We start from the raw sequence: 13873 nt of genomic DNA on the forward strand, positions 1-13873 counted from the left end.
GCGTGGTAAAAATGTGCTCTCGGGAATGGGCAAAGGTGACTGAACTTTAATGCGGAATGGTATAAAGAGCATTTCATATTTAGTTGCAGTTTCTAGAGATAGGTTTTAACCGACGTTTCTAATGAGCCATTACTTGTTAGTGAGCCCATATATTTCGATAGTCGTTGGATTGGTCAAGATAAGCGCACCGAACACAACAAAGTGCGCTTAAATTGATTGAGGCTTACTGGGTGTGTTCTGAATGCTTACGGTGGAGTACTTCGAGTAGTTCATCTTCGAGTTCGAAGCGAGTTTCCATGTTATGGGCAAGTTCAGATAAATCTTTATCGAGTTGATACAATACGAGATCGTCTTGAGTTTCCGCATATTTATCGTTGAAGTCTAATGCCGCATTCGTGGTTGGCGTTATTTTTGGCAATACTTGTTGCGCGAGTGTTTTGCTTGATTCACCATATTCACTACAGGCATTAACGACTCTATCGTAGACTTCGAAATGGCCTTCAGAGACATAGTCCACTAATAAGTCACAGAAAGATTTAACATGTTCGAACGAGGGAAGTGATTTTTCTGATTTACTGTAAGGAGGAAGCCCAGCAATTTGGCAGTAATGCACTAACAGTTTGCGACGATTTTTTAGCCATTGATCAATAAGCTTATTTGAGCCGCCCCACTTCTGTTCCGCTTTTTCAAGTTCTCTCAGCATGATGCATTCCATTTAAGTGCCAGCACATAACTCTAATGTAGGGACAAGTCGCTAATCGATCAACTCTTTTCATGCGAATTTGCGAGAATTACGAAATGGACAAACCAGCTGTTTCGTATCGAAAAATGCAAATAAAAAGCCCAACGATAGAAACCTATCGTTGGGCGAGTAAAGTTTATAGCAGGCTCGATGCGACGAGCTTCTTGATTGTTCTTGCTAGCGCAGGCTTTTTATACCAAAGGCAGGGAACCGGCGCAACTTTTTTCTGTCTGAGTGTGACTTCGTTACGAATAAATCAGCAGTATGTTATCTGGATAACAATTTCCAATTTATATGGTCAAATCGACGCCGACGATGGGGAATAGCTCACATATATTTGCACATAAAGGTTACATTATTCGCGTAAATGCTAAACTACCGACCCAGCGGATCTCAATAAGACTAGGAACCAAGCCCAATGGCAGAATTAAAGAATGATCGTTATTTACGCGCCCTACTAAAAGAGCCTGTCGATGTGACCCCTGTGTGGATGATGCGTCAAGCTGGCCGTTATCTTCCTGAATATAAAGCTACGCGCGCACAAGCGGGTGACTTTATGTCTTTGTGTAAAAACCACGAGCTTGCCTGTGAAGTCACGCTGCAACCTTTACGTCGTTATGATCTCGATGCGGCGATTTTGTTTTCCGATATTTTAACAGTGCCCGATGCTATGGGATTAGGTTTGTATTTTGAGGCGGGTGAAGGCCCACGTTTCGAGCGCCCTACAGACACTATCGATGCGATCAAAAAGCTCTCAATTCCAGATCCAGAAGATGAGCTGGGTTATGTGATGAAAGCCGTTAGCACTATTCGCCGTGAACTGAATGGCGCAGTGCCGTTAATTGGCTTTTCTGGTTCACCTTGGACCCTAGCAACTTATATGGTTGAAGGCGGCTCGAGCAAAACTTTCGAAAAAATTAAGAAGATGGCTTACGCTGAGCCAATGGCATTACACATGCTGTTAGATAAATTAGCCGATTCAGTGATCTTATACCTGAATGCCCAAGTGGCTAATGGTGCACAATCACTAATGATTTTTGACTCATGGGGCGGCGCGTTATCGCACTCTGCTTACCGTGAGTTTTCTTTGCGTTATATGCAGAAGATTGTCGATGGTCTGACACGTTTTGCCGATGGCCGCAAAGTGCCAGTGACGCTGTTCACTAAAGGTGGTGGTTTGTGGTTAGAAGCGATGGCAGAAACTGGCTGTGATGCGTTAGGTTTGGATTGGACGGTAGACATTGCCGATGCCCGTCGCCGTGTAGGCCATAAAGTTGCATTGCAAGGCAACATGGACCCTTCAATGTTATATGCACCTATTCCACGTATTGAAGAAGAAGTGGGCCATATCCTAGCGGGTTATGGTGAGGGTACTGGTCATGTATTTAACTTAGGTCATGGCATTCATCAGCATGTCGATCCAGAGCATGCTGGCGCCTTTATCAAGGCGGTTCATGCGCAATCAAAGCAATACCATAAGTAATTTTTGGTTTGCGAAACAGGCCCGCTTGCGGGCCTGTTTTATTTCTGACATTTGGGTTTGAAAGCGTTGGAGCTTCTGGCGAAGGTATCTTTATGGATGAGCGTATGTGGTGGTTTCTATCGTCTGCGAGCTTAATGAGTCTTACATTTAGATAACGACTTAAGCACCCTGTATTCACATTCTGATTATGTGTGAATTATCTTGATAAAAAGTAAAATTCATAATCGTTTATTTTATAAATTTTATTTTTAAATCAAAGGTATAAAATTGATTTGATTGCATGAAAATGTCTACTTTAGCAACGACTAAAGCTAAGCGATGTTTAATACTATTCGCAAATGAGATATGTTGCATGGCGCAGTGAAGGATTATGCAAGGCCGTCAATCAATTTAGTCATAACAAGCCGTGGTAAGAGATGCACATTGGCAAGAAAATAATGGTATTTATTGCGGGATTTTGTCTCCCCGCGGTAGTAATTGTCTCCTATTGTCTTGGGTGTTGGTACGACCATCGCGTCGAGCTATTGCGCCAAGACAGTGCTAACCGTGAGCTTGCTAATATCCAGCAGCAGTTTCAAATTGATGTCGATCGCTTAACCTTTCTCACGAATATCTACGCTTTACCTTTGTCGCAGTTAGATGAAGAGCAACTTAAGAAACTAGAATCCTCGTGGCACGACAGTTCTATGTCGGCCAACCTCAGTTGGTATATTTTACGCCAAGGCGAGCTGCACACTTTTTTCCCCAATTCACATCCTTTTGCCTCTGATAAGTTGCATGAAATCGCCAGCGCTATCATCAATGCTAATAAACCCAGTGTGGCAGGCGCTTATTTGATTGGTGAGCAGACTTATGTCATCACCGCCGCGGCTTCTGCGCCTAATGAGTCTGTGCTGCTAGTGCGCCAGTTGACCAATAATGACTTGCTGGAATATGCGCAGGCCTTATTGGTGACTAAAGTGACTATGAGTCATTCTAACGCTGTCACGGCAAGTGTTGAGGACGTTCATAGTGACACCATTGAAATACCCAGCCTGTTAAAAGACAAACCTGTTTACCTGCAAGTGCAGTTCTCCGAGGGCCCGTTCCAAGAGGTGAAATTTAAGCTCGATTGGGTATCGCTCGGATTTATTCTATTTGGCGTGTTTATTGTTGGCCTTGGCTATATTTGGCTGCGCTCTGGTTTACTCAAACCCTTTAAAAACTTGATGCGGCAATTGGCGCTGGTCGATCCTATGTCCAGTGTCTATCAACCTGTCACCAGTGAGGGTAATGAGGAATTAGAAGTGCTTGCCAGCCGCGTTAATAGCTTACTGGCCAGAATTTATCAGCAGAAAGAGCGCGCGAAAATCACCTTAGAATCCATTGCAGAAGCGGTGATTTTAACCGACGTCGATGCCAAAGTGATTTATATGAATCCGCGGGCCGAGTCGCTTCTGGATGTCGCCAGTTGTTATGCCCTAGATCAGAGCCTCGCGAGCCTGTTAAAGGCTGGCGATCAGTTGAATCAGGCGGTCTTCACTTGTATTCGTCTTGGCGAATCATCACCACAGGTCGAGAAAATCAAGCTATTAACTGCTTCGCCTCGGATTATGGAGCGCAGTATCAGCAATCTGCGCAATCACGATAAAGAAATTGTTGGTACTGTCGTGGTATTGCGGGATATCACTCAAGAAGAGTTACTTAAGCGCCAACTCCAAAAAAGAGCCAATTTCGACAGCATTACTGGGCTGCTAAATCGTCAGGCGTTTGATGAACAGCTTCCTCAATTTGCCGCCTCAGCTAAAACCATCGCCGTTTGTTATCTCGATTTGGAGCAATTCAAGTTGATTAACGACAGCTGTGGCCATACTGCAGGCGATCGTATGCTCGCTATGGTGGCTAAGGCTATGCAGGCTTGTCTTGGGCCACAGGAGCTGTTGGCGCGCCTTGGTGGCGATGAGTTCGGTTTAGTGATTTGTAATCGCAGTGCTTTATCTGTGGCGCAATTACTCAAACAAATGATCGCACAAGTCTCGCTGCAAGTGCTGAATGACAAAAACTGTAACTATAAAGTCGGCCTCAGCATAGGTGTCGCCTTTGGTCGTGCGCCCTATATTGATGCACAAGAATTATTGAAAGACGCGGATATTGCCTGCATTGCCGCTAAAGCTAAGGGCGCCAATCAAGTTCATTTTTACGATGATAAAGATAAAGAGCTCACTTACCAGAGAAATGCGCCTAAGTGGGCGGTACGTATCGCGCAGGCGATTGAAGAAAACGAGCTAATTCTGTATTACCAACCGATCCGTGGGTTAGGCAGTGGTCCGCAGCGACAACGCATGGAAATCCTGCTGCGAATTCAAGAACCCTGTGGCCGTATTTTGGCGCCTGCGCAGTTTATTGCCGCGGCTGAGCGCTTTAAGCTGATGCCGGACATAGATAAAGAAGTGATCCGCAAAGCCTTTTTATGGTTATCTTTGCACCCGGTGCTTTGGCCTGATCACTGTATTTCGATCAACCTTTCGGGCAATAGTTTAGGCGCCGAAGGTATGGTGGAATATATCGCCCAGCAGCAGCATATTTTTGATATTCCAAGTCAATGTATTTGCTTTGAAATTACTGAAACCACCGCGATCCAAAATCGCAATCGTGGTATGGAAATGTTGAAGCAGTTACGTAAGCTCGGTTTCTCGTTTGCCTTGGATGATTTTGGTAGTGGTTTCGCCTCTTACGGCTATCTGCGTGAATTACCTGTCGATTATGTCAAAATCGATGGCTGTTTTATTAAGAATCTTGCCGTGAACGCCAAAGATTACGCCATCGTTAAATCGATTCAGGACGTATGTCGCGTCATGGGGATCGAGACCGTAGCCGAGTTTGTTGAAAATCAAGATATTATCGACAGATTGTTGAGCATCGGGATTAACTACGCGCAAGGTTATGCAATAGGACGCCCACAACCTTTAGCTAATTATCGTGAACAATATGAGATGAGGCTTGCACAACGCGCGTGAAGGATTGCGCTTTTAGCGTGATTATGCCAATTTAGCTAAAGATGTAATTAACATAGCGATAACAAAGGAATGACTATGGATGGACTCACTGGCAAGGTCGTGATCATCACGGGTGCTTCAGAAGGTATTGGTCGGGCACTTGCTGTGGCAATGGCGCGAATGGGCTGCCAACTGGTGATCAGTGCACGCAATGAAACACGTCTCGCTTCACTCGCCTTAGAAATCGCTAATTATGGTTTACCTCCCTTTGTATTTGCTGCCGATGTTTCTCGTGCTGAACAGTGCGAAGCCTTGATTGAAGCCACGGTCGCGCATTACGGACATCTCGATATTTTAATTAATAATGCCGGCATGACCATGTGGTCACGGTTCGATGAGCTTACTCAACTGTCTGTACTTGAAGACATTATGCGGGTGAATTATCTTGGGCCTGCGTATTTGACCCATGCCGCTTTACCCCATTTAAAGGCCAGTAAGGGCCAAGTGGTCGTAGTGGCGTCAGTCGCTGGATTAACAGGCGTACCCACTCGTAGCGGTTATGCTGCATCTAAACATGCCGTGATTGGTTTTTTCGATTCATTGCGGATTGAGCTCGCGGACGATAATGTGGCGGTGACGGTAATTTGCCCTGATTTTGTGGTGTCACAAATTCACAAACGCGCCCTTGATGGTGCGGGTAATCCTTTAGGCAAGTCACCGATGCAAGAAGCTAAGATACTGACGGCCGAGCAATGCGCCAATATGATGTTACCTGTGATTGCGACTCGAGGCCGACAACTTATCACTTCACTTCGCGGTCGTTTGGGGCGCTGGCTTAAGCTGATCGCGCCAGGTTTAATCGACAAAATTGCCCGCAGGGCGATCGCCTCCGGGCATTAAAATCTTTGCCACTACAAGCTATTTACCACTCTTATTGAGATGCTTAATGATTGACTGTTCAGCCTCGCTTTGCGTTGCTTTTTCCCCTTGCTTTTCGATAGTTGCCGTGGCCATATGGCCCGTCATATCCTCTGCAATATGAAACCAATCTGGATGCCAGTAAAAGCTGGCTCCTTCTAGGGTTTGCCAGTTATGCACGCCTGATTTTTCACCTTGATAAATAAGATCTTTTATCGAATAACCCATATATTTACCTCATTAATTTCATGATTGTTAAAAATATAAGAAGTTAAATGGTGCACGTCATCTGAGCCTAGGTATGTGCTTTAGGTCACATTTTTCAGGTAAAAATAAACCCCGCCAGAGCGAGGTTTATCAGTTGCGTTAGTATCTTAGCGCGATTAAGGCTTAGTGCACTTATGGTTTAGTGCACTTATGGTTTAGTGCACTGGGTTGGCGAACCCACGCCTTTCCACTGTGTAGTGCCATCAGCGAGTGACAATGGCACAAAGGTTAAACCTTGGTTCATGTTCGCTGGCGGCAAGTCGGTTTCTAGCTCATACATGCCCATGGGCATAGTACCCGAGGTCGCATTAGCGACTGTTTGCGCTGCTGCAAGGCTTGAGTAGCGCAGACCCAGCATATCAAAATGATTACGCCAATCTTTGCCTGTGAGCTGACTCAAAGACACCAACATAAAGTCGTTGCCGGGAATATCTTTCACGGTTTTGCCGCCGTAGACACTATTGCCGTCAAACGGAAATTGGTCAAAGCCCAGTTTGCTGCGGTTCGCTTCCCAATCACTGGCGTTATTGGCATATTTGCCAAAAATACGACTGTGTTGATACAGCAAGGTAAAGAGATTAAAGCCATTGTTCAGCATGGTGCCATCGCTCAACATCATGCCGTGGGCCTTTAGTGCCATTTGGATATAAAACGACATGCGATAGCCGTTATGCACAGCATATGCATTGCTGGCCCAAGGCGCTGTGTATCTGTCTTCACCTGCATCGAGCACTTTACAGTTAGCGCCAAACACCACGCGCTTACCGCGGGTATCTGTTGTGCTCGCAGCATCGGACATAAACACATAGAAGAGATCTTTATGGTTCATGTGGCCATCAGTAACCGTATCGGTATTATTATCGCGCAGATAATGGGTTTTCCACTTCACCACATAGGGGAAGATGTTATTGGAGTTTTCTCCGGCGCGGCTACCATAGCCTGTCCAGTTGTCACTATTAGCCGCTGTGGCATATTGCACATTGAGGCGGTTAGTTTGCAGATTGTGGCCTAACTCATGGTTATCGCCCCAACCCGTTGGGGCGATATTCCATGCCGCATCCCATGGGTTTCCGCTACAACCGGCGCCGCACTGGGCATTTTGATCATAGTTAGCGTGTTGAATAATAGTGCGGGTATGCAGATTATTGTCTATACAGTCATTGCCAAACAGTCCTTTACAGGCGGCGAGCACATCGGCGGGTAAGGATTCAGTTAAACTCTTACCTTGAATTTTAAGGCCAGCTAAGGTGTAAACGCTGTTGATGTGGTCATCGACAATGCTGTTAAGTAGCGCAGTTACATCGGGCACATCGGTACCGATGGCGTTTAAGAAGCGGTCGCGACGCAGATGCTGCTCTGCACCATCGGTGCGCAAGTCCACATGGGGTAATTCGGTATTTTGAATGCGTTCGTTAAAGGCCGCGATTTCAGCTGGATTGGAGAAATCCATAATGGTCGGATGTTTAGCGACATGCTCAGCGTTGACATCAACACTTAACGCGCCATCAACACTCGAAGCATCACCATTGATGTATAGATAAATCGGCCCGCCGTAGGGGGAGGAAAACTCAATACTTTTCCCTTGCGCTAAGCGCAGGCGTTGCTGCGCCAGCTCCAAGGGGCCGCGATAGACTTTCTGCTCATAGGCGCGGTTAGTGTTACGTCTGTGGTAGTTGAGTTTGATCTCCACATTTGCAGCGCTGCTATCAAGACGAGTGAGTTTAATGGTTTGCCCCGGCAGTGCATACCAGCCTGTAGTCGTCCATTGGCCTGCATAGGGCACGCTAATGGTTTTACGTTCAGTGACAGTCGCAGGATAAGCGTAGTGCGCATTGCTGCCCTTGCTGAGGTTAGCTCTGTCGGTGACATATTCACCCAAATCAGGCTGGGCTAAGTTATGGACGCGGGCATAGCTGACGGTCCAATCGGCAAACAGGGCTTGCTGCCATTGTGCGTGCTCGCTGTAGGCTATAGGGTAATCAATCTCGCTGCGATACTTATCGGCGAGCAACAGTCCGGCCTTCATCAAGGGGAAGTCTGCCTTGGTAAACACATCAATTGCGTTGTTATCTAAGGTTTCGGCATTGCTGCGATACCAATCTGCGCCCGCTTTGAACGAGTCAACAAAGGCGGCAGCATTGCAGCTGAGATAATTGCCGGTGCAGTCGTTAAGCACTGAGGTATCGAAGCTTGCTTCATTGAGCTTGCCGAGCAAATTATTTACCTTAGTCAGGGCAGTATCTTCAGCCAAAACATCAGTCACACTGAGGTCGTTGGCATTGAGCTTTGACCAATAATTACCTGAGGTTGAAAGCCCCATTTCAAGATAAAGCGGCGATAGCATTGGGCTTTGATTGCGCCAGTAGTTTGAGAGCAGCAAGGGAATGCCCGCCGCTTTGGCCTTAGCGATAGCAGCTTTAATGCCTGCAAAACCGAGGGACTGACGGTCTATGTCACTAATCACTATCACATCGGGCTTGAGTGTGTCGATACAGTTGCTTAACTCACTGTAGTCACAAGTGTTTGCCGCATTAATGCTATGGGCTGCGGGGTAGTTGTTTGCAAGCCAAGTGCGAATACCTTCGTTATGGGGAAAGTACCAACTGTCGGCTTTGCTCGGCATTTGCGTGGTCACTATACTGAGGCCGTTGGTTTTATCGGCGCCTTTGGTCAGCCAGCCTAAAAGATTTTTCAGCAAAGTATCGGTTTGAGCTGAAGTGTTGACGGAAAAGAGATTTCCTCCCATGGCCGCATATCTTTGCCCCTGTTGCTCGCCCGCCATCACTAACCCGCGAACCGCGCTTGCACCACTGCCATCGACATTCGATGGCAAAACAGTAAAAGTGTTCTCTGGCATAAAGCTCGAAAAGGTAATTGAGTCGTGAGTCGGGTGCCAAGAGATGCTGCTACCGACACCTTGATATAGCTGATTTATCTGGGCTTTACGTTTGATGTCGATACTAGCGAGTTTGGCGATGCTGAAATCAATTAACTCACTCGCACTGGCAAGCCTGTGGTCTTGATGCTTAATGGCATTTTCGGCGTTAGCAATAAATGTCGGCGTGACAGTGCAATCCGCCGTCATGGACGCAGTGGTGTAAGTTAGCGCATTGAGCGTGCCACCACAGCCAGTAATGCCTTCGAGTGCAAAGCCAATATCGGCAGTAATGCTAAAAATAGCGCTTTTACCCGACTCCACTTTTTGACTGCTTGGATCTAAGGCTCCGCCATTTGCGGACACACTACTAGCAATGTATTGCACCGGCGCGGGAGGTTGGACTGGCGGCTGAGTCGGTGGTGTGGTCGTGCCAGCATCTTCTGAGCCGCCACCGCATCCGCTAAGCAGTATGGCGATGGAGGCGCACAGCAGTCTAATCCTCATGGGGAGTCCTTTATATTTAGGTATTTAACATTTGGTTGACATTGTATCTCGTTGCTCCAATTTTCAATAGAATTAATTATATAATTTTATTGAAAATCATGATGTTATATTTGACGCTCGTCAAAATTCAGGCACAAAAAAACCGGCTTCTGGCCGGTTTTTTAACGCGCCTAGCAATTAGTCTTGCTGCTCACGTGCAATAGCACGGTAACCAATATCGGTACGGAAATACACATCATCCCAGTGGATTTCATCAACCAATTTATAGGCGGCTTTTTGCGCTTCGGTCACTGTGTTACCCAGTGCAGTGGCGCAGAGTATGCGACCGCCGTTGGTGACTACGTGGCCGTCTTTCATCTCAGTGCCAGCATGGAAGACTTTACCGTCGTTATCACCAAGGCTGAGACCGTCAATCACATCAAATTTGCGATACTCATCTGGGTAACCGCCAGCGGCTAATACTACGCCCACGGCTGCGCGCTCGTCGTATTCTGCTGTCACTTTATCTAACTCGCCACGGGTGGCCGCTAAACACAGTTCCACTAAGTCTGACTTTAACCGCAACATAATTGGCTGAGTTTCTGGATCGCCAAAGCGACAGTTGTATTCAAGCACTTTGGCGCTGCCATCGGGTGATATCATCAAGCCAGCATACAAAAAGCCTGTGTAGATATTGCCTTCTGCCGCCATGCCATCAACCGTTGGGCGAATCACGTTTGCCACAGTCCAATCGTGTACCGCTTGAGTCACCACAGGTGCTGGCGAGTAAGCGCCCATGCCGCCCGTGTTTGGACCATAGTCGCCGTTATCGCGGGCTTTATGATCTTGGCTGGTCGCCATTGGCAGAATGTTTTTGCCATCGACCATTACGATGAAGCTAGCTTCTTCGCCTTTAAGGAATTCTTCAATGACCACGCGTGAACCCGCATCGCCAAACTTGTTACCAGCGAGCATGTCATCAATCGCAGCATCGGCTTCAGCTTGGTCTTGGGCGATAATCACGCCTTTACCTGCCGCTAAACCGTCGGCTTTGATGACCACTGGGTAACCAGTGGTGGCCGTTAATTCACGCACGAAGGCTTTAGCATCGCTGATTTCAGTGCAGTTTTTGTAACCCGCTGTTGGAATATTGTGGCGGGCTAAAAAGTCCTTAGTGAAGGCTTTTGAACCTTCGAGCTGAGCTGCCGCCTTAGTTGGGCCAAAAATCGGTAAACCTGCGGCATTGAATGCATCAACCACGCCCATCACTAATGGCGCTTCTGGGCCGACTATGGTCAGTTCAATTTTATGGGTTTTCGCAAAATCAAGCAGAGCAGGAATGTCGGTGGCGCTGATCGCCAGATTTTCAACATTAGGTTCTAGGGCTGTGCCCGCATTGCCTGGCGCAACATAGACAGTTTCAACTTGAGCCGATTGTGCAGCTTTCCACGCTAGGGCATGTTCGCGACCGCCGCCACCAATAACTAATACTTTCATGTTAAGTCATCCCTTAGAGTTTTATGTTCTGTGTAGGCACACTGTGGTCGAAACCAGAGTGCGGTAAAACAAAGAGTGGTAAAACAAAAAAGCAGCCAGTACTGATTGAGTGCTGGCTGCTTAGTGGCGATTAGTGACGGAAGTGGCGCATGCCCGTCATCACCATGGCCATGCCGTGCTCGTCTGCTGCGGCGATGATTTCTGCATCGCGCATTGAGCCACCCGGTTGGATGATGCAGCTAATGCCCGCAGCCGCTGCGGCATCGATACCGTCACGGAAGGGGAAGAAAGCATCGGATGCCATCACAGAGTTCACTACTTCTAAGCTTTCATCGGCGGCCTTGATGCCAGCAATTTTAGCGCTGTAAACGCGGCTCATTTGGCCTGCGCCGACACCGATAGTCATGCCGTCTTTGGCATAAACGATGGCGTTAGATTTAACGAATTTCGCCACTTTCCAGCAGAACATTAAGTCTTTCAGTTCGCTTGCGGTAGGTTGACGTTTAGAAACCACTTTGATGTATTCTAAGCCGACCATGCCTTGGTCGCGATCTTGTACTAACAAGCCGCCGTTAACGCGTTTGTAGTCTAAGGTTTGGGTTTTAGTGTTCCACTGACCACATTCCAATAAACGCACGTTGGTCTTTTTCGCAACCACATCGCGCGCCGCTTGGCTGACGCTTGGGGCGATAATCACTTCAACGAATTGGCGCTCAACGATAGCACTCGCCGTCGCAGCATCTAACTCGCCGTTGAAGGCGATAATGCCACCGAAGGCTGAGGTTGGGTCAGTTTGATAAGCGCGGTTATAGGCATCGAGCAAGTCTTTACCTAAGGCCACACCACATGGGTTAGCGTGTTTAACGATAACGCAGGCGGGTTCGTTGAATTCTTTTACGCACTCAAGGGCGGCATCGGTATCGGCAATGTTGTTGTAAGACAACGCTTTGCCTTGCAACTGAATCGCCGTCGCCACAGAGGCTTCATCAATTTTCGTGTCGACATAGAAAGCCGCCGCTTGATGGCTGTTTTCGCCATAGCGTAAGTCTTGCTTCTTCACTAATTGGGTATTGAACGTGCGTGGGAACTTAGAGCTCTCAACGGATAGGGAGTCAGCAAAACATTCGTCCGTGCTATGCGCAGGAACCCTATGCATTGGAACCATAGTGCCGAAGTAGTTGGCGATCATGCCATCGTAACCCGCAGTGTGCTCAAAGGCTGCAATCGCTAAGTCGAAACGCGTCGCATGGGTCGTGCTGCCATTGTTAGCCGTCATTTCTGCGAGTACGCGTGAGTAATCGACGGCATTAACGACTATGGTGACGTCTTTGTGGTTTTTTGCCGCTGCGCGCACCATAGTTGGGCCGCCAATATCGATATTTTCGATAGCGTCCTCTAAGGTACAACCGGCTTTAGCTACGGTTTCAGCGAAAGGATAAAGGTTAACCGCAACCAGATCGATGGCATTGATATTGTTGTCGGCCATAACGCTTTCATCAAGACCGCGGCGCGCCAAAATGCCGCCGTGCACTTTAGGGTGCAGCGTCTTAACACGACCGTCCATGATCTCAGGGTGTCCTGTGTAATCAGATACTTCGATAACAGGCACGCCGTTATCCGCTAACAGGCGAGCGGTGCCGCCAGTTGATAACAGTTCCACACCTTGGGCGTGAAGTGCTTTGGCGAACTCGAGAATTCCGGTTTTATCTGAAACGCTTAACAGCGCGCGACGAATGGGTCTGGCATTATTTGCAGCAGTCATTTGGGTACAGGGTCCAGTTATTTTAGTTTCAAGGATCTTTCGGAAAACAGAACAGCCTTAGCGCTGCACCGCTTTCCAAAAGTCCCTTGGTCCTATTTTTACTTTATTAGCTAACTTTTTATCCCTTCATCACGGCGCGCGTATTCTAACGTAAAACTGCATTTACGGGTGTTTTTTCTGCGTGATTTCACAATATTCATATCAGAACAAAGTGACGTGACTCGGCCGACTTTATGTAAAGTATGAATTACCCCTTGACCTTGGAGTAGGCTCCAAGGTTTATACTCGCATTATTGAGTTGTATGCTGGAAACTCCCCCTGAGTTGGGCGCGATTTCGCAAAGGATGAAGACATGTATCGTATTGGTGAACTGGCGGATTTGTGTGAGGTGAAAGCCGACACGTTGAGATTCTACGAGAAGCACGGTCTGCTCGCGCCGTCGAGCCGTACCGAGTCTGGCTATCGAGTGTATACCGAGGCCGATGCCGCGCGACTGCGTTTTATCTTACGGGCGAAGGCCGTGGGTTTTACCCTTAATGAAATCAGTGAATTGCTTTCAATTGAGCTTGATAAATCTAATCGCGTCTGCGCCGATGTGAAGGGTATGGTCGATATTAAATTGGCCCAAGTACAGGCCAAAATCGCCGAGCTGAATCATTTTCAAACCAGTTTGCAGAGTCTGTCCGATGCCTGTTGTGGCGGGCCGCGTAGCGCCGAACATTGCTCGATTTTAGAGGCGTTGGAATCCAGTACTGAGCGGGTACGCGTTGAGCATCATTCTCATGATGGAAATCAGCACAAAGCACATCATAATGAGTCGCACCAGCATACTCACGGCAAAACAATCCATGATGAGTCAGGGAATTAA

Annotated in this window: 9 protein-coding genes; 4 read left to right on the forward strand and 5 right to left on the reverse strand. The window is 47.5% G+C overall.

From position 1 onward, the window contains the following. Positions 1–223: 223 nt before the first annotated feature. A complete protein-coding gene (gene rsd / locus Q4Q50_RS20280) occupies positions 224–703 on the reverse strand; it encodes a sigma D regulator (protein WP_106648308.1) in 480 nt (159 codons plus the stop codon). Between the two features lie 457 nt (positions 704–1160). Here rsd and hemE point away from each other — a divergent pair, with 457 nt between their 5' ends. From hemE to Q4Q50_RS20295, 3 genes are all read left to right on the forward strand, one after another. After that, positions 1161–2225, forward strand: coding sequence for a uroporphyrinogen decarboxylase (gene hemE, locus Q4Q50_RS20285; protein ID WP_063884476.1), 1065 nt, complete (start codon positions 1161–1163; stop codon positions 2223–2225). 416 nt (positions 2226–2641) lie between these two features. Continuing rightward, a complete protein-coding gene (locus Q4Q50_RS20290) occupies positions 2642–5221 on the forward strand; it encodes a putative bifunctional diguanylate cyclase/phosphodiesterase (protein ID WP_311900855.1) in 2580 nt (859 codons plus the stop codon). A 75-nt stretch (positions 5222–5296) separates the two neighbouring features. Continuing rightward, complete coding sequence (locus Q4Q50_RS20295; RefSeq protein WP_006079907.1) at positions 5297–6100, forward strand: SDR family oxidoreductase; 804 nt, start codon at positions 5297–5299, stop codon at positions 6098–6100. An 18-nt stretch (positions 6101–6118) separates the two neighbouring features. Here the strand turns inward: Q4Q50_RS20295 and Q4Q50_RS20300 are convergent, their stop codons facing one another. The 4 genes from Q4Q50_RS20300 to purH form a co-directional block, all read right to left on the reverse strand. Then, the gene (locus Q4Q50_RS20300) at positions 6119–6346 is read right to left on the reverse strand and encodes a hypothetical protein (protein ID WP_259580093.1); all 228 of its coding nucleotides are present in this window, start codon (positions 6344–6346) and stop codon (positions 6119–6121) included. A 187-nt stretch (positions 6347–6533) separates the two neighbouring features. After that, complete coding sequence (locus Q4Q50_RS20305) at positions 6534–9767, reverse strand: ImpA family metalloprotease (RefSeq protein ID WP_311900858.1); 3234 nt, start codon at positions 9765–9767, stop codon at positions 6534–6536. A gap of 177 nt (positions 9768–9944) precedes the next feature. Then, positions 9945–11243: a phosphoribosylamine--glycine ligase gene (purD, locus tag Q4Q50_RS20310; protein WP_311900859.1), complete on the reverse strand. Its 1299-nt coding sequence runs from the start codon at positions 11241–11243 to the stop codon at positions 9945–9947. 130 nt (positions 11244–11373) lie between these two features. Then, on the reverse strand, positions 11374–13005 hold the full coding sequence (gene purH, locus Q4Q50_RS20315) for a bifunctional phosphoribosylaminoimidazolecarboxamide formyltransferase/IMP cyclohydrolase (RefSeq protein ID WP_311900860.1): 1632 nt from the start codon (positions 13003–13005) through the stop codon (positions 11374–11376). A gap of 352 nt (positions 13006–13357) precedes the next feature. On the opposite strand from purH, the gene zntR reads away from it, so the two are divergent. Further along, a complete protein-coding gene (gene zntR / locus Q4Q50_RS20320) occupies positions 13358–13873 on the forward strand; it encodes a Zn(2+)-responsive transcriptional regulator (RefSeq protein WP_012588694.1) in 516 nt (171 codons plus the stop codon).

The sequence above is a fragment of the Shewanella scandinavica genome (assembly GCF_031932065.1).
Lineage (GTDB): Bacteria > Pseudomonadota > Gammaproteobacteria > Enterobacterales > Shewanellaceae > Shewanella > Shewanella baltica.